Source organism: Ruegeria sp. C9 (assembly GCF_056537585.1).
On record NZ_JBQFRU010000003.1, the window covers coordinates 358,239 to 375,941 of the forward strand.

15 protein-coding genes are annotated in these 17,703 nt (G+C 57.8%); 9 read left to right on the plus strand and 6 right to left on the minus strand.

Going from position 1 to position 17,703, the window contains the following annotated elements:
* Nucleotides 1–2: 2 nt before the first annotated feature.
* Complete coding sequence (hisN, locus tag ACR0NE_RS10055) at nucleotides 3–794, plus strand: histidinol-phosphatase (protein ID WP_170401576.1); 792 nt, start codon at nucleotides 3–5, stop codon at nucleotides 792–794.
* Between the two features lie 114 nt (nucleotides 795–908).
* Nucleotides 909–2,243 carry an 8-oxoguanine deaminase gene (locus tag ACR0NE_RS10060; protein ID WP_170512368.1) on the plus strand — a complete coding sequence of 445 codons (1,335 nt, stop codon included), beginning with the start codon at nucleotides 909–911 and terminating at the stop codon, nucleotides 2,241–2,243.
* 65 nt (nucleotides 2,244–2,308) lie between these two features.
* On the opposite strand, the gene guaD is transcribed toward ACR0NE_RS10060, so the two are convergent.
* Entirely contained in the window at nucleotides 2,309–3,598 is a 1,290-nt protein-coding gene (gene guaD, locus ACR0NE_RS10065) for a guanine deaminase (RefSeq protein ID WP_170512366.1), read from the minus strand.
* Nucleotides 3,599–3,736: 138 nt separating this feature from the next.
* Between guaD and mgtE the strand changes: the two genes are divergently transcribed.
* From mgtE to ACR0NE_RS10090, 5 genes are all read left to right on the plus strand, one after another.
* Nucleotides 3,737–5,131, plus strand: a complete 1,395-nt coding sequence (mgtE, locus tag ACR0NE_RS10070) for a magnesium transporter (protein WP_170563935.1) — start codon at nucleotides 3,737–3,739, stop codon at nucleotides 5,129–5,131.
* On the plus strand, nucleotides 5,128–5,694 hold the full coding sequence (locus ACR0NE_RS10075; protein WP_170594669.1) for a 5-formyltetrahydrofolate cyclo-ligase: 567 nt from the start codon (nucleotides 5,128–5,130) through the stop codon (nucleotides 5,692–5,694). Before mgtE ends, ACR0NE_RS10075 begins: the two co-directional genes overlap by 4 nt.
* A 112-nt stretch (nucleotides 5,695–5,806) precedes the next feature.
* Complete coding sequence (locus ACR0NE_RS10080; protein WP_170594671.1) at nucleotides 5,807–6,619, plus strand: TIGR00282 family metallophosphoesterase; 813 nt, start codon at nucleotides 5,807–5,809, stop codon at nucleotides 6,617–6,619.
* A 91-nt stretch (nucleotides 6,620–6,710) separates the two neighbouring features.
* Nucleotides 6,711–8,489 carry an SLC13 family permease gene (locus ACR0NE_RS10085; RefSeq protein WP_170392185.1) on the plus strand — a complete coding sequence of 593 codons (1,779 nt, stop codon included), beginning with the start codon at nucleotides 6,711–6,713 and terminating at the stop codon, nucleotides 8,487–8,489.
* A gap of 96 nt (nucleotides 8,490–8,585) precedes the next feature.
* Nucleotides 8,586–9,332: a YbaY family lipoprotein gene (locus ACR0NE_RS10090; protein WP_170401560.1), complete on the plus strand. Its 747-nt coding sequence runs from the start codon at nucleotides 8,586–8,588 to the stop codon at nucleotides 9,330–9,332.
* Here ACR0NE_RS10090 and ACR0NE_RS10095 read toward each other — a convergent pair whose 3' ends face one another.
* The 4 genes from ACR0NE_RS10095 to ACR0NE_RS10110 form a co-directional block, all read right to left on the minus strand.
* A complete protein-coding gene (locus tag ACR0NE_RS10095) occupies nucleotides 9,333–10,994 on the minus strand; it encodes an FAD-binding dehydrogenase (protein ID WP_170594673.1) in 1,662 nt (553 codons plus the stop codon).
* 11 nt (nucleotides 10,995–11,005) lie between these two features.
* On the minus strand, nucleotides 11,006–11,863 hold the full coding sequence (locus tag ACR0NE_RS10100) for a bile acid:sodium symporter family protein (protein ID WP_170594676.1): 858 nt from the start codon (nucleotides 11,861–11,863) through the stop codon (nucleotides 11,006–11,008).
* Between the two features lie 72 nt (nucleotides 11,864–11,935).
* Complete coding sequence (locus tag ACR0NE_RS10105) at nucleotides 11,936–12,670, minus strand: glutamine amidotransferase (RefSeq protein ID WP_170594678.1); 735 nt, start codon at nucleotides 12,668–12,670, stop codon at nucleotides 11,936–11,938.
* A 16-nt stretch (nucleotides 12,671–12,686) separates the two neighbouring features.
* Nucleotides 12,687–14,459: an SLC13 family permease gene (locus ACR0NE_RS10110; protein ID WP_170594680.1), complete on the minus strand. Its 1,773-nt coding sequence runs from the start codon at nucleotides 14,457–14,459 to the stop codon at nucleotides 12,687–12,689.
* 110 nt (nucleotides 14,460–14,569) lie between these two features.
* On the opposite strand from ACR0NE_RS10110, the gene ACR0NE_RS10115 reads away from it, so the two are divergent.
* Together ACR0NE_RS10115 and ACR0NE_RS10120 are read left to right on the plus strand one after the other, a co-directional pair.
* Complete coding sequence (locus ACR0NE_RS10115) at nucleotides 14,570–15,310, plus strand: YebC/PmpR family DNA-binding transcriptional regulator (RefSeq protein ID WP_170594682.1); 741 nt, start codon at nucleotides 14,570–14,572, stop codon at nucleotides 15,308–15,310.
* A gap of 172 nt (nucleotides 15,311–15,482) precedes the next feature.
* Entirely contained in the window at nucleotides 15,483–16,757 is a 1,275-nt protein-coding gene (locus ACR0NE_RS10120; RefSeq protein WP_170594684.1) for an MFS transporter, read from the plus strand.
* Here ACR0NE_RS10120 and ACR0NE_RS10125 read toward each other — a convergent pair.
* On the minus strand, nucleotides 16,754–17,647 hold the full coding sequence (locus ACR0NE_RS10125) for a LysR family transcriptional regulator ArgP (RefSeq protein WP_170594686.1): 894 nt from the start codon (nucleotides 17,645–17,647) through the stop codon (nucleotides 16,754–16,756). The two genes, ACR0NE_RS10120 and ACR0NE_RS10125, sit on opposite strands and share 4 nt — an antisense overlap.
* Between the last annotated feature and the right edge of the window lie 56 nt (nucleotides 17,648–17,703).

The window sequence follows — 17,703 nt, forward strand, 5'->3', positions numbered from 1 at the left end:
CAATGCAAAACACCCTACGAAGCGATCTAGAGATTGCCGAAGAAATGGCCGACGCTGCGCGGGCGGCCATTCTTCCGTTTTTCCGCCAATCTAACCTGAAGACAGACAACAAACTCGATGCCGGTTTTGATCCGGTGACAGCCGCTGATCGCGAAGCAGAAAAAGCAATGCGTAGGGTGCTGGCTGATCACCGGCCTGAGGACGGTATCCTGGGGGAAGAGTTCGGTCATTCCGAGGGAACAAGCGGACGAGTTTGGGTGCTGGACCCAATTGATGGCACGCGCGGTTTCATAAGTGGTACGCCCACATGGGGTGTCTTAATCGCCCTGAGCGATGAGACTGGACCGAAGCTTGGTGTGATCGATCAGCCCTATATCGGCGAACGTTTTATCGGAGATAAAGAGCACGCCTTTGTCAAAGGCCCTTTGGGACGCACCGAACTTGGGACGCGTGACACTCGATCTCTGGACCAGGCGATCATCTTCACCACCTTCCCGGAGGTTGGCAGCGCGGTCGAGGCCGCCGCCTTCAAGGCGGTTTCTCAGAAAACGAAGCTGACACGCTATGGGATGGATTGTTATGCCTACGCGTTGCTCGCTGCAGGTCAAACCGATCTAGTGGTCGAGGCCGGATTGAATTCCTACGATATCCAGGCCCCAATCGCGGTGATCGAGGCCGCGGGTGGTATTGTGACGGATTGGCAGGGCAATCCGGCTCATAATGGTGGGCGTGCGCTCGCTGCAGCCAATACTGAGATTCATGCGGCAGCGCTAGAAATTCTGAAGCAATACTAAACGGGTTGCCGACCCTTCTTTGCGACTTTAAACTGATCACGGCTGGTTCTTACGCCCGTTTTCCACCAGCCCATCACTCCATGCATGAGACGGGCAGTATGCGGGAGTGCGAAAATGACAGAATTTCTGATCCGTAACGCCGATATGATCCTGACGATGGATGATGATCGGCAAGAGCTTGCAGGCGCTGATCTGCTGGTTCGGGATGGTAAGATTGCCCAGATTGGCCAGCGCCTTACGAGCGATGGCGAAATACATGATGCAAATGGGTGTGTTGTGACCCCCGGTCTGGTGAACACCCATCACCATCTCTACCAAACGCTCACCCGCGCCGTTCCCGGCGGGCAGGACGCATTGTTGTTTGGTTGGTTGCGAACGCTCTATCCCATCTGGTCCCGCTTTGGTCCTGACGAGATGTTTATATCTGCCCAGATCGGATTGGCCGAGATGGCACTGTCCGGCTGCTCGCTTAGCTCTGACCACCTTTACCTATATCCAAATGGCGCGCGGCTTGAACACACGATCCATGCAGCGTCAGAGCTGGGGCTGCGTTTTCATCCCACGCGTGGGGCTATGAGCATTGGCGAAAGTGATGGTGGACTGCCTCCTGATGCTTTGGTCGAATCCGAGCAGGCTATTCTGGAGGATATGATCCGTGTCGTAGACGCCTATCACGACCCATCTGAGGGTTCGATGTGTCGCGTTGGTTTGGCGCCATGTTCGCCGTTCTCGGTTAGCCGAGACTTGATGCGTGATGCCGCGTTGTTGGCGCGCGACAAAGGTGTGATGCTGCACACCCATCTGGCGGAGAACGATGAGGATATTGCCTATTCTCAAGATCAGTTCGGATGTAGACCCGGCCAATACGCCGAAGAATTAGGCTGGACCGGTTCGGATGTCTGGCACGCTCATTGTGTCAAGCTGGATGGCGCCGAGATTGACCTGTTTGCACGTAGCCGAACCGGCGTTGCGCACTGTCCATGTTCCAATTGTCGTCTTGGTTCAGGTATCGCGCCAGTCCGAAAAATGCGTGATCAAGGCGTGCCAGTCGGGTTGGGCGTGGATGGATCAGCCAGCAACGACAGCGGCAATCTGATGGCCGAGGCGCGCCAGTCTATGCTGCTGCAACGAGTAGCAAACGGCGCTGACGCCATGTCGGCCCGTGAGGCGCTTGAGATCGCCACCCGAGGCGGGGCGGATGTGTTGAATCGGCCCGATTGCGGCCGGCTTATGCCCGGTAAACGAGCTGATATTGCCATTTGGGACGTGCAAGGAATTGAAAGTGCAGGCAGTTGGGACCCCGCTGCGCTCCTTCTGGCCGGACCGACGCGTGTCAAACACCTCTTTGTCGAGGGACGCCAGATTGTTCGTAACAGTCAGATCGCCACGATCGACCTGCCAAGGGTCATAGAAACCCAGAATCGTCTGGCACGCGCGCTGGCAGAATAGCGGATCCGCTCTTCATCTGGCTAAAAATACCTCCGCCGGAGGCATGGGCCATAGGCCCATTCCTATCAACCAGAAACAGCTCGTCCGGCGATCCAGGTATCGGTTACGGCACGGTCATCACCCATCATGATGGTCGGGAACACCGCTTCCCAAAGATCATCAGCATGAGCTTCGCGCTGGGCGATAGCAGGCGTCGATGCGAGGTTCAGCACCGCCAGATCGGCTTCCATGCCCACGGCGATGTTTCCAATACGGTCATCCATCCGCAGGGTACGAGCCGATCCCACCGTTCCAAGCCAAAGCAATTGCGACGGGTGCAGAGGATAACCCCGCAATTGACCAATCTCATAGGCCGCAGCCATTGTGCGCAGCATTGAAAAACTTGAGCCGCCTCCGGTGTCGGTGGCCAAGCCCACGCGGTGCCCTGAGTGGATCAGACCATTCATGTCAAACAGGCCAGAGCCGATAAACGTGTTTGAAGTGGGGCAGTGGATCAGGGCTGCATCTACCTCGCGCAGACGATCCCGCTCTCGGTCTTCCAGATGGATCGCGTGCCCATATAGGCCATTTCCGCCCAGCAATCCAAACTGCTCGTACGTATCCAGATAGTCGCGCGTGTCGGGGAACAGGAATCGGACCCATTCGATCTCATCGGTCTGTTCGCTCAGATGGGTTTGCATCAGGCAGTCGGGATGCTCGGCCCAAAGCGCGCCCATCGCCTCCAGCTGTTCTGGCGTCGATGTCGGCGAAAATCGTGGAGTGATGGCGTAAGATATGCGATCAACCCCATGCCACTTTTCAAGCAGAGCTTTGGACTGGTCGTACCCGGTTTGTGCAGTATCCCGCAGCCCCTCAGGCGCATTGCGATCCATGCAGGTTTTACCCGCGACAACCCGCTGCCCACGCGCCTGCGCGGCGGTAAAGAAGGCATCAACACTCTCTGGATGAATGGTACAAAAGCTGCACATGGTCGTGGTGCCATGGGCTGCGGTTAGGTCTAGATATCTGTTTGCAATTTCAGCGGCATAGGCGGGGTCGTCAAACTTCATCTCTTCAGGGAACGTGTAGCTGTTCAGCCAATCGATCAGCCGCTTTCCCCAGCTCGCGATCATTGCCGTCTGCGGATAGTGGACATGAGAATCCACAAATCCCGCCATGATCAGCTGATCGCCATAATCCTTAATGTTGGCTTCGGGATGCGCGTCAGACAGGTCGGACGCCTGGCCCAGTGCCGCGATGCGGCCATCTTCGATCAGGACGGCTTGGTGAATTTTGGTCGCATCGGTGGGCTCACCTTCGAACGGTGATCCGTTGAAGCTAAGCACACGTCCCTTCAGAAGCGTCTTTTGCGCCATTTGTTCTGTTCTCCGCCTGTTTTGGACCGCCAACCAGCATAGGGGCGCGAAAGATGCGGGTAAATTGGACCATTGTCATTGTTTTCCGGTAGCTGCTTCTTCTATCTAGGGGCAATCGACAAGAAAGAGGGGCAGCGCATGACGACAGGCAACGACGAAGCCAGACCCGATCAGCCCCGCGATGAGGATGCCTATGCGCTGGACCCGCGAACCGTTGCGGCCATCCTTTATGCGGTTGATGTCGAAGATCGTGCCAAGCTGATTGAGCTGATGGAGCCGCTACACGCGGCCGATATCGCTGACCTTCTGGAACAGATCAATCCTTACGACCGTGCGCGCCTGATCCGGCTGTATGACAAGGAGTTCGACGGGGATATCCTGTCGGAGCTCGACGAGTCAGTTCGGGAAGAAGTAATCAATGTCCTGAAACCGGACGTTCTGGCCGAAGCCGTTCGGGATATGGAAAGTGATGACGTTGTTGACCTTCTGGAAGACCTTGAAGAGCCGCAGCAAGAAACCATCCTGGGCGCGCTTGAAGACTCCGAACGCGTCGCGGCAGAGCAAGCCCTATCTTATCCAGAAAACTCTGCTGGCCGCCTTATGCAGCGCGAGGTGGTCATGGCGCCCGATCACTGGACCGTGGGGCAGGCCATCGATTTCATGCGTGCCAACGACGATTTGCCGGAACAGTTCTATCACGTCATACTTGTTGACCCGCGATTGAAACCGGTTGCTCAGGTCACGCTGGGCAAGTTGATGGCAACCCGGCGCGAGGTGCCGCTGCAGGACATTGCCGAAGATGAATTCCACACCATCCCCGTCGAACAGGATGAAGAGGACGTGGCCTATGCGTTCAATCAGTATCACCTGATTTCGGCTCCAGTCGTGGATGGCGATGGTCGTTTGGTCGGTGTCATCACCATCGACGATGCGATGGTGGTCCTGGACGAAGAATACGAAGAGGATATGCTGCGTCTTGCGGGCGTCTCGGACGAAAGCTCTCTGTCCGATAGTGTAGCGGCAACCAGTAGGCGCCGCTTGCCTTGGCTTGGTGTCAATCTGGTTACCGCGATTTGCGGATCGCTGGTGATTTCTCAGTTTGAGGCCGCGATTGATCAACTGGTGGCGCTCGCGATCCTGATGCCGATCGTCGCCTCGATGGGGGGCAATGCCGGGACCCAATCACTTACCGTTGCAGTGCGGGCGTTGGCAACACGCGACTTGACCGGCTCGAACGTAGGGCGCGTGATCCGGCGAGAACTACTGGTGGGAATGCTCAACGGGCTGTGTTTCGCTATCGTGTTGGGAACCGTCGGGATGATGTGGTTCGACTCCCCGCTGCTGGGTGTCGTGATCGGATCTGCGCTGGTCGTGAACATGATCATCGCGGGCTTTGCTGGTACGGTAGTACCGGTCGTGCTGGACCGTCTGGGTGTTGACCCGGCGCTGGCGTCAGGAACCTTTGTGACCACGACAACGGATGTCATGGGGTTCTTCATCTTTCTGGGGCTTGCCAGCGTGGTGCTACTTTGACCGAGACAACCGATCTGACCGAAATCAAAGCCGCAGCGCGCAAGGCGGCATTCGCGCGACGCAAGGTAGCGTTTGATATGCGCATCCCGGGCGCGGCCGGGCGCTTGTCCGAGGTTCTGGCGGGTCATCGCGTTGTTCCCATGTCTGGCTACATGCCGATCCGCACCGAAATCGACCCGCTGCCTGCAATGGCCGAGGCTTCTGCATATGGTCCAGTGGGCGTGCCTGTCATTCAGGCCGCAGGGCAGGCGTTGCGCTTCTCTCGATGGACGCCTGAGGGCATACTGAAAGATGGACCCTTCGGCGCGAAAGTGCCCGAGATCGATGACTATTTCGACCCGGAAATCCTGATCGTGCCACTGGTTGCGTTTGATGCGAAGGGTGGCCGCTTGGGCTATGGCGGCGGCTTCTATGATCGCACGCTTGAAGGGTTGCGCGCCAAGCGCCCGACGCTTGCCATAGGATTTGCCTTTGATGCGCAGGAAGCCGAACATCTGCCGCTGGAGCCGACCGATCAACCACTCGATATGGTGATTACTGAAAGCCGGGTGCTAACTTTCTAAGTTATCCCTCGCTATGCGCGATCGCGATTTCCTTTGCATTGGCAGCCTTCAGGCTGAGTGATTGTTTGCTTCTGCCTTGTTATTGCCACTTCCAGCCCCTAGGACCGCAATCATGAGGATTTTGTTTCTTGGTGACGTCATGGGGCGTTCGGGTCGCGCCGCCATCCAACAGCATTTGCCACGTCTGCGTGACGAATGGCGGCTGGATTTTGTCGTTGTCAACGGCGAGAACGCCTCGAACGGAATGGGGCTGAGCGGGGATCACGCCAAGCTGCTTTTGGACGCGGGGGCCGATTGTATCACCCTGGGCGATCATGCTTTCGACCAGAAAGACATGCTGCAGTTTATTGAGAAAGAACCTCGCATCGTGCGTCCGTTGAATTATGCCAAAGGGGCACCGGGGCGGGGGCATCGACTGTTCACCGCGCCGGGCGGTCGCAAGGTTTTGGTGGTGCAGGTGTTAGGGCAGGTCTTCATGAAACGCCCCTTTGACGATCCCTTTTCGGCCATTGAACCGATCCTGAAATCGCACCCACGCGGCGGCCAGGCGCAGGCGATCATCGTCGACATGCATTGCGAGGCAACGTCCGAGAAAATGGCGATGGGCCATTATTGCGACAAACGCGCAAGCCTTGTGGTTGGGACGCATACGCATGTGCCTACCGCGGATGCGCAGGTATTGCCGGGCGGTACAGGATACCTGACCGATGCCGGGATGTGCGGCGACTATGACTCGGTCATCGGAATGGACAAGCAGGAACCGATGCGCCGGTTCATAACCGGGATGCCCAAGGCGCGGTTTACGCCTGCGACCGGTGAGGCGACCTTGAGCGGAGTTTTTGTCGAAACCGATGACCGCGATGGAAGCGCAAAATCCGTGCAGATGATTCGTGTTGGCGGGCGGTTGCAGCAGTCTACACCCTGAAAAGCACGTCAGACTTGCCCCGCCGCACGCAATACGTGAAACTACCTATTAGGCGCGTATGCCAGATCAGGGTTCGGACAGAATACCAAGAATGCAATTCCTTCAACTGACAGAGATGGGCAGCGCAATTCTGGCGCTGATGATCGTAGCGGGCATGTTCATCATGTTTCTGCGCGAGGTCTATCCGACCGAAGTTGTCGCAATCGGCGGGGCGGCCCTGATGCTGGCAACCGGTATCCTGCCCTATCAAAGTGCGCTTGCAGTCCTTTCGAATCCCGCGCCGTGGACCATCGGCGCGATGTTCATCATCATGGGTGCCTTGGTGCGCACCGGAGCGCTTGATGCGTTCACCTCGCTCGCGCAGAAGCAGGCGCAGGTGAACCCTCGGTTTGCCATCGGGTTATTGATGGCGTTTGTCGTCGTCGCTTCGGCGGTGGTGTCGAACACACCGGTTGTCGTTGTAATGATCCCGGTCTTTATCCAGATCGCCCGCACGCTGAACGTTTCGGCGTCCAAATTGTTGATCCCGCTCAGCTATGCGGCGATCCTTGGGGGTACGCTGACGCTGATTGGCACCTCGACTAACCTGTTGGTCGATGGTGTGGCCCGCGCACAGGGTATGACGGCGTTTTCAATCTTCGAGGTTACCCCGCTGGGCATTGCGCTGGTGATCTACGGTATGGTGTACCTGCGCTTCATTGCGCCACGACTGCTACCCGAGCGTGACAGCATGGCCGAGATGCTCAGCGACCGGTCCAAGATGAAATTTTTTACCGAGGCGGTCATTCCCCCCGACAGCAATCTGATCGACCGCGAAGTGACCGGCGTTCAGCTGTTCAAGCGCCCCGGAGTGCGTCTGATCGACGTGATCCGGGGGGATGACTCGCTGCGGCGGAACCTCAAGGGGGTGACGCTGAAAGTGGGCGACAGGGTAGTTTTGCGCACCGAGATGACCGAATTGCTGAGTCTTCAAAGCAACAAGGAACTCAAGCGCGTGGATCAGGTCTCAGCCGTTGAGACCAAGACAGTTGAGGTTCTGATCACGCCGGGCTGCCGCATGGTCGGTCGAACGCTGGGTGCGATGCGGTTACGTCGCCGATATGGTGTCTACGTCCTGGCGGTTCATCGCAGGAACCAGAATATCGGGCGTCAGTTGGATGCTTTGACCGTGCGTGTCGGGGATACGCTGCTGTTAGAGGGCTCGCCTGCGGATATCCAGAAGCTGGCCGCCGATATGGATATGGTCGATGTTACGCAACCTTCGGCACGAGCGTTTCGCCGCAGCCATGCGCCCATAGCCATCGGTGCGCTGGTCGGGATCGTCGCCCTGGCGGGGTTGGGCGTGGCACCGATTTTGCTGTTGTCGATCATCGCCGTTGCTGTGGTTTTGCTGACCCGATGTATCGACGCGGATGAGGCGTTCTCATTTGTCGAAGGCCGATTGCTGGCCCTGATCTTCTCCATGCTCGCAATTGGGGCTGCGCTCGATAAATCGGGCGCGGTTACACTGATTGTCGAAGCGGTCGCACCGGCGCTTGGCATGTTGCCACCTTTCTTGATCATATGGGCCGTATATCTGTTGACCTCGGTGCTAACCGAATTGGTTTCGAACAACGCCGTGGCGGTGGTGGTCACTCCGATCGCGATCTCTCTGGCTCAGGCTGTAGGAATTGATCCGCGCCCGCTGGTGGTCGCGGTGATGGTGGCGGCATCGGCATCCTTTGCGACGCCGATTGGCTATCAGACCAACATGATGGTGTATGGCCCGGGTGGGTACAGATTCACCGATTTTCTGAAAGTTGGTGTGCCGCTGAACCTGACTGTGGGTCTGCTGGCGTCACTTCTTATTCCGTTCATCTGGCCGCTCTGACACTGGCACGGATTCGCCGACCTGGTGTTTCGGGCCTTGTAAATGTCGATATCGTCACAATCTTTTTGCCTAAGATGAATGTGAAAGGATGGGATCATGCCTTTTCCAAAACTCGGGCAGGCCATTGTGGCCGGAGCAATCGTATTGGCCTTGCTGGGCAGCCAAAGCTCGGCAGGAACAGTCACTGGCACGGCAACCTACCGTGAACGGATCGCCCTGCCACCGGATGCGACGCTATTTGTCGAATTGCAGGATATCTCTCGGGCCGATGCGGCAGCGGTCACGCTGGCGGCGCAACGCTATGCGTTGAACGGAGTGCCCTCGGAATTTGAACTGACTTTTGATGACGCGCTGATCCGCGAGGGGATGACCTATGCAGTACGCGGGTCGATCTATCGCGGGGGTGAGCTGTTGTTTACGACGGATACGGTCCATCCCGTGCTGACCAACGGCGAAGGCAATTCGGCTGATCTTGTGCTGGTGCAGGCCGGTGCTCAGAGCCCCGCGACCCTGGAAGGGACTGAGTGGACAGCCATCGGTATCGGTGGAACCGTGCTCGACACAAAACGGCCGCCCCAGCTTTCCTTCGCTCAAGGTGGTGCGTTCGGTGGCACGGGCGGTTGCAACCGGTTTTCTGGGCAAGCCGAGATCACCGGCAACAGCCTTGAGTTTCCAGACAATATGGCCGCGACTTTAATGGCGTGCCCGCCAGAACTGGACGAGGTCGAGGATCAGTTCTTTGCTGCCCTGCAAAACGTGACGAACTATGCCGTTGCCGGCGACAGCATGGTTTTGCTCGATGCTGCAGGTGAGCCGATACTGAAATTCGTGCGCACCCAGTAATCAGGCCACTGCGCGGGACCTTCCTGCGTTGCGACCCGAGAAGATGCAACCGCCCAGAAACGTGCCCTCTAGCGCGTTGTACCCGTGGTAGCCGCCGCCGCCAAAGCCCGCGACCTCTCCGGCTGCAAACAAGCCAGGGACGATTTGTCCATTGGCGCCGATCATCTGACTGTCCAGATTGGTCTGCAGCCCGCCCAGTGTCTTGCGGGTCAGTACGTGCAGCTTGACCGCGATTAGCGGGCCGTTTGATGGATCGAGGAACTTGTGCGGTTTGGCCGTCCGGATCAGCTTGTCGCCCCGATAATTGCGTGCCGCAAGGATGGCCATCATCTGGGCGTCTTTGGAAAACGGATTGTCGACCTGAGAATCCCGTGCCTCGATCTGGGTGCGCAGATGCGTCTCGTCTATCAGACCCCCGCCTAATTGGTTCATGCCGCTGACCAATTCAGTCAGCGTGTTGGCGACGACGAAATCCTCGCCCTTTTCCTTGAACGCCTCGACCGGCCCAGTCGCCTTGGTGCCAGACAGGATGCGCTGACGGATCACCTCTTTCCAGCTGCCCGAAGTGAAATCCGGGTTCTGCTCGGACCCCGAAAGTGCAAATTCCTTTTTGATGATCTTCTGGGTCAGAACGAACCAGCTGTATTCATATCCGGTTTTCAGGATCTCTTTCAGCGTTCCCAGCGTATCGAACCCTGGCAGGCAAGGGGGTTGCAGGCGATTGCCGCGCGCATCGAACCACATCGAACTTGGGCCGGGTAGAATACGTATACCGTGCGCGGGCCAGATCGGATCCCAATTGCGCACCCCTTCGGTGTAATGCCACATTCTGTCGCCGTTGATGACATGTCCGCCAGCTTTCTCGCTGATCGGGATCATGCGGCCATCGACATGAAACGGAACGCCTGCCACCATATCTTTGGGCGGTTCACCCAGCCGGTCGCGGGGCCAGTTCTGACTCACCATTTCAAAATTCCCACCGATCCCACCAGAGGTGACAATAACCGAAGGGGCATAGACTTCGAATTCGCCTACTTCGTCCCGGTTGGTCTTGCCACCTCTTTGAATGCCGTCATCGGCCAGGACTTCCCCTGACACGCCTTTGGCAGAACCATTTTGCATAATGATGTGGCTGACTTGGTGACGGAACTTCAGTTGGATCAAGCCGGCGTCGACATGCGCGCGGACGCGGCGGATAAAATGCTCAAGTACACCTGGGCCGGTTCCCCAAGTGATGTGAAAGCGCGGGACCGAGTTGCCATGTCCGTCCGCATAAGAACCGCCGCGTTCGGCCCAGCCCACGACGGGAAACCAGCGCAGCCCCATTTCATGCAGCCACGGACGCATTTCACCTGCGGCGAACTCGACATAGGCTTCAGCCCATTTGCGGGGCCAGTTGTCTTCATCGCGGTCAAACTGCGCGCTGCCCATCCAGTCGCGCAGCGCCAGATCGTGGCTGTCGCGGATGCCCATGCGACGTTGCTCGGGGGTGTCGACCATGAACAGGCCGCCGAGGCTCCAAAACGCCTGTCCACCCAGAAAATGCTCAGGCTCCTGATCCAGCACGATCACCCGCTTGCCCCGGTCGCCCAATTCGGCCGCCGCCGAGAGGCCCGCAAGGCCGCCTCCGATCACGATCGCATCTGCGGTGTTATTGGTCATCGAATGTCCTTTCAGCGGCTGCGGAACCAAAGGATGAAGGGGGTTACGACCACATACATCGTGATACCATAAACGGCGGCGGGAACGGCAAGTGGGCTGAAGCCGGTCGTGGTGCCGGTGATCAAAGCTGCCAGCGTAATTCCCATCGCCGAATTCTGAATGCCAGTCTCGACCGAGATCGTTTTCGCCTCACTCCATGTCAGTTTGGCGATGCGCGCCAGCCCCAGACCGATCAGCAACAGCGCAACGTTCAACGCGATCAGAGCTGCCCCAATCGAGCTGAGGTTTTGGATGAAGAACTGCCAGTTTCCGGCCAGTGCCGCCGCGACGATCAGCACGAACAGTATCGATGCGAGCGTCGAAAGCGGGCCGTCGACCCGAATGGCGAACCCCCTTGCAAAGTGACGTATGGCGACACCAATGGCGACTGGTAGGGTCGTGATCAGGAACAGCGCGGTGGCTAATGCGCTGATCGAAACTTTGGGTGCGGCCTCGCCCATGAAATGATCTATGGACCATGCGGCCAGAATGGGGACGGTCACGATGGACAGCAGGCTGATCACCGCTGTCAGGCTGACCGACAGCGCCACATCACCTTTGGCAAACTTTGCGAGGATGTTGCTGGTGACCCCACCGGGGCAAAAGCTTAAAAGCATGACACCCACGGCGATTTCAGCGGGCAATCCGAACAGAGTGACCGTCGCGAAGGCAGCCATTGGTATCAGCACAACTTGACTGATGGCGCCGATGGCGAAGGGGTACCCCCGCGCCAAAACCCGGCGGAAATCGGCGGCTTCTAGCCCGATCCCCAGTGACAACATGATAATAGCCAGCGAAATGGGCAGGCCAACGTTGATAAGCAGGTCCAAGAACAACTCCTCCCAAAGTCATTCGGGCCAGCCTATGCGAGGGGTCGTAGATCAGGCAACAACGCCGTTGGGTCACCCGTAGCGTTGAGCAAACCGGCGCAGGATTTCACCCGGCTCCGTAACGTCTGCGGCATGGCACATATCGATCAAGCTTTGCGCATCCTCCGGCGGAAAATAGCCGTGGTCCTTGTAGATGTTAATCCGCTGCTCAAAATCTTTGGCGTCCGCTTCGGGGTGGAATTGGGTGGCATAGACATTCTGCCCCCAGCGGATCATCTGAAACGGGCAGGGGTCAGACGCTACCAGATGAACGCAGCCATCCGGCAGTAACTGTACGGCTTCCTTATGTCCCACAAACGCTTCGAATTTCGGCTTTAGGCCTGCGGTCAAGGGGTCTTGGGCGCCATCCTCTGTCAGACGGCAGTCGGACGGTCCGACCGGTTCGCCAAATTGCCGTTTGCTGACATCTCCGCCCAAATGTACGGCGAGAATACCCAAGCCATAGCAGCAGCCCATGAACGGGTGATCTTTCGCAGTGATCTGGGGCATCAGTCTCATGATCGCGCCTTCGATCTTTGCATCCAGCGCGGATTTGGTGGTCGGATCGTCACTGACGCAGCCGGGACCCCCACCCACGATGACACCAGCGTAATCGACGACATCCAGCCCTTCGGGCAGGTCTTCGCAATCCAGCCGGATGCGATGAGTTTGCGCAGGGCTCAGCCCGGTTTTGTCCAGTATCGAGGCATATTCGGCATCCGATGCATCGGTTTCCGGGCGCAGTTGCAGGATCAGAAAGCGTTTCATAGGCAGCCTTTAGCCATCAAAGCGGCCAGAACACAAGGATCGCGGGGATCGAGACCGCGATGATCAGGATTTCCAGCGGCAACCCCATGCGCCAGTAATCGCCAAAGCGGTATCCTCCGGGACCAAGCACCAGCGTATTGTTCTTGTGCCCAATGGGCGTCAGAAACGCGGCAGACGCCGCAACGGCCACCGTCATCAGAAACGGATCTGGCGACACCTCAAGCGTGCGCGCCATCTGAATGCCAACAGGGGCCGCGACAATGGCGGTGGCTGTGTTGTTCAACACATCGGACAGGGTCATCGTCACGACCATCAGTACGGTCAGGATTGCCCAGGCGGGCAGGCCGTTGGTCAGCTGAACCAAGGCGTTGGCGATCAACTCGGTTCCGCCCGAGGTTTCAAGCGCGCTGCCCAATGGGATCATTGACCCCAGCAATACAACCACTGGCCATTCGATGTGGTTGTAGATATCCGCAATCGGCATGATCTTAGTCAGCACATAGGCTACGACCACGAACCCCAGTGCGATCGGCAGATAGATCAGCCCGACACTGGCCGCCAACACGGCAGCCGCAAACAGGCCGATGGCAAGCCAGGCTTTCTCATTCGCGGTTACATTCAAGCCGCGCTCGGCCAAGGGCAGGCAGCCGAGCCACTCGGTGACATCGGGTGCTCGGTCGCGCGGGCACAGCAGCAATAAGATGTCGCCGGGCTCGACCTCGGTTTTGCGAACCTGACTGGTGATCCGGCGCCCTTGGCGTGAAATGCCCATCAGGACTGTACTCTGTCGCCAGGCCAATCCTAACGCCTGCGCAGTTCGCCCAGTGATGCGCGCGCTTTCGGGGACAACGACTTCAACCACTTCCAGCCCTTCGCCTTCGGCAGTCAAAACCTCCTGCCGACGGGCGTCCGAGAAATCCAGATTGAGCGCGGCGCGGAACTCATCCAGCGCTTCGGGGCGTGCTTCCAGAACAAGCGCATCGCCTTCATGCAGGGTTGCGTGGGTTGATCGACCATAGCGTCGCTTTCCGTCCCGGATCAGGCCGATGATAGCGACGTCAGATTTCTCGGCGGCCTCATAGAGCTCACTGACCCGTTTCCCGATATGGGGCGATTCAGGCGGGATTGTCAGTTCGGCGATGTATTCGGCCAAAACTTCCGAGGTTTCTTCCTGCGCGCCGCGATTGGGGATGAGGCGCCAGCCGATCAGCGCGACGAACGCCAGCCCCGCAATTGCAGCCAACCCGCCCACCGGTGCGAAATCGAACATGTGAAACGGTTCGCCCAGTGTTTCGGCCCGGATTGAAGCGATGATGATATTTGGCGGCGTACCAATCAGCGTGGCCATCCCTCCCAGGATCGTCGCAAAGCTGAGCGGCATCAGGCTAAGGCCGACCGGGCGCCCCGCTTTGCGCGCGGTCTGGATATCGACCGGCATCAGCAGCGCCAGCGCGGCGACGTTGTTCATGAAGGCCGACAGGATCGCCCCGATGCCGCCCATCAGGGCGATATGCACGCCCAATCCGCGCGATGCGTCGACCAGCGTGCGCGTGATCATGAACACTGCACCCGAGCGCACCAGACCGGCAGAAACCACCAGCACCAACGCCACGATGATCGTGGCCGGGTGCCCAAACCCGGCAAAGGCATTGTCAACGGGCACCACACCCAGCGTGACCGCGATCATCAAGGCGGTAAATGCTACAAGGTCATAGCGGAACCGCCCCCAGAGCAGCATTCCGAAAACGGCGATGAAAAGGGAAAAAAGAATGATCTGATCTGTCGTCATACCGCCACCATAGTCACGGGCGAAGACAGGGCAAGCCGCTCTCTTGATCCTTTGCCCCGCAAACGTCTATATGAGCGCCAAACACGCAATCACGATGACGAGGACGCACCATGGCAGGCCATTCCAAATGGGCCAATATCCAACACCGCAAGGGACGTCAGGACGCCGCGCGGTCCAAACTGTTTTCCAAGCTGTCGAAAGAGATCACGGTCGCCGCCAAGATGGGCGACCCCGATCCCGACAAGAACCCGCGCCTGCGTCTGGCGGTGAAAGAGGCCAAGTCGAATTCGGTGCCCAAGGACGTGATCGACCGTGCGATCAAGAAGTCCGTAGCAGGTGAGGGCGATGAATACGAAGAAATCCGGTATGAGGGCTATGGTCCCAACGGTGTGGCCGTGATTGTTGAAACGATGACCGATAATCGCAACCGTACCGCCTCGACTGTTCGTTCGACCTTTTCGAAGAATGGTGGAAACTTGGGTGAAACCGGCTCGGTCGGGTTCATGTTCGACCGCAAGGGCGAAGTTGTGTATCAGGCACACGCAGGCGATGCGGATACGATTTTCGAAGCCGCGATCGAGGCCGGGGCAGAGGATGTCGAAAGCTCGGATGACGGTCACATCATCTGGTGTGCAGATACGGACCTGAACGATGTGTCGAACGCGCTGGAAGAGGCGCTGGGCGAATCCGAATCCACCAAGCTGGTCTGGAAGCCGACAACGACGACCGAGTTGGGTCTGGAAGACATGCAAAAGCTGATGAAGTTGGTGGATGCATTGGAAGACGACGACGACGTTCAGCGCGTGACCACTAACTTCGAAGCGACCGACGAGGTTATGGCGCAGCTCTGATGTACCGGACAAACGCCAGATGAACCAAACCCGGCCCAGCGGCCGGGTTTTTCTGTTGCAGTTGCGCGTCTTACACAAGCCTTGGTCCTGAAGCCTCTTGCGATTAAACTCAGATCATTGAGGCTGAAGGACCTGAAAGGCAACCGTAGGCACATCATGCAGAGCATCGCAAATGGCGAGTAAATCGACTGATCCGGCCCGACGAAATGTCCCGGTTCTGGCTAGCCAAAGTATCCTTTCCCAGGTGGCGTGGACTTTGGGCAGCCCGTCTATCGTATTGCCATTCCTTGCGGTCTCGCTGGAGTTACCGATGTTCCTTGCCGGTGCATTGGTGTCGATCCGCATGGTTGGCAGCATGATCTCGGACGTGTTTTTCGCCCGCTCCATTGCTGCGCAGGCGCGGAAGAAACGCGGTATTGCCCTGACCGAGATCGGAATTGGCGGTTGCCTTCTGATGGCCCTTTTGATCGCGGCCACCGGCAGTGTTTCATTAACGGCCATTGCCTTTGTGATCGCCTTTTTCATGATTGGGCTTATTGAAGAAAGCCAATCCCTGATGCTGTCTGACTTGTTGGGCGATCATCTGAAATCGAGATCCCGGATGGTTATCCGTTATCTCCAATTGGGCGCGGGAGGTCTTTGTGCCATCGGCTTGGTGTTGCTGATACACGAGATCACGAAAGAGTACCCGCCATTCTCGCGGCATTCCGCGGTGATTGCGGCCTCGGTCGTGTTTTTCTTGTTTTCAGCATTATGCATTCTCGGCATGGCCGAGATCGCCCCCGATGAGTCCTGTAATGGAAAACCCAAAGGTGCAGGGCGTCAATCGCTGCAGAACATCATCTCCGGCATCGTAAGTATGTTCGAACAGCCATGGTTCCGGCGCTATATGGCTCTGCGGCTTCCTTTGGTTGTCGTGTCGCTGTCGGTTCCGTTTTTTGCGCTCATCGCTGCCGAGGCACATCACAACTCGGCCAAGGGTTTGACGGCCATGATCATCTCATCCGCGTCCGGCTATCTGGTCTCGGCGCCCTTGTGGCAATTGGTGAACATGAAATCACACCGTACCGTGATGGTCGCGGGCAACTTGTTGGTCGCAGTGACAGGGATCGTTTTGTTGGCGTTCCACTATGCCGGTATCGATCACGAAGTTCACTTGCACGCCATTGCCCTGTTTGTCGTCTCGGTGGCGACAACTGGAATTTCCAGTGCGCGCCAGCTGTATTTTTTAGATGTTGCGCCCAAGGAACAACGTATTCAGGGCGCAGCAGCCATCAAATCCATCTGCAGACTCGCTGCCGTTGCACTGTCTGCAATTTTGGCTGCGGTTGCACATATGCACGAGGTTGCCGCTGCCATCGTGTTTATCGTGCTGGCAAGCATCTGGGCGGCATTTAGCTGTTACCGCATCGCGAAACCGCAAAAGGCTTCAGAGACGCAGGCCTAATCTGCCGCCGGTGCGATCAGTTGCTGCGTTGCCGCGCGACGTACCGCTTGGGTCAAGGGTGCAAGGGCAGGGCCAAGGACACGCCCGATCTGCCAGGTCAGTTCGATATCGAGCGGCGCATCGGGGATTACTTCACAAATCTGCCCGTTTGCGATCGCTCTTCTTACAAGGCTTTCGGGGTTCATACCCCATCCTAAACCGGCGATTGCCGCGTCAACAAAGGCGTTTGTGGACGGCAGAAAGTGAGACGGTGGCGAAAGACGGCTGCCTGTCTGGGCATATATCCAGGATTTCTGCAGATTATCTTTACGGTTGAAGGTCAAGCAGGGGGCCTGTGCCAGGGAATTGGCGGAAACCCCATCAGAAAACCACCGCTGCATGAAGCCAGGGCTCGCGGTCGGCAAATAGCGCAAAGTGCCCAACGCGATGGCATCGCATCCGGTAATGTTCTGACCACCCACCGTTATCGCCGCACTTACGTCGCCACGCCGCAGCCAGTCAGCCGAATGGTCCTGATCGTCAATTACAAGGTCGAACAGTATGTCTTCGGCGCGCGCCATCGCGTCGATAAACCATGTGGCCAGACTGTCAGCCGGTAGCGCGACGCGAACCCGTACCGGACCTTCACGCTGATCCAAAGTCAGCTCTCGCGCCAACTTTGCCTCCAACAGGCCGATATCTTCGGCATGACGGGCGATCCGCAGACCCGCCGGAGTGCCGGTGCATGGGGTGCCGCGATGAATGAGGGCCGCACCAACACGATCCTCCAACGCTTTGATCCTCTGCGAAATAGCCGACGGGGTGACGGATAGCTCTGCGGCTGCGGCCTCAAAGCTGCCGTGTCGCAAGATCGCCGCCAATGCTGATAGCTGATGAGGATCGAGGAGCATTAGAGTTACTTAATCTGGGTAATCATCATTAATTTGATAGATTCACACCGGCCATG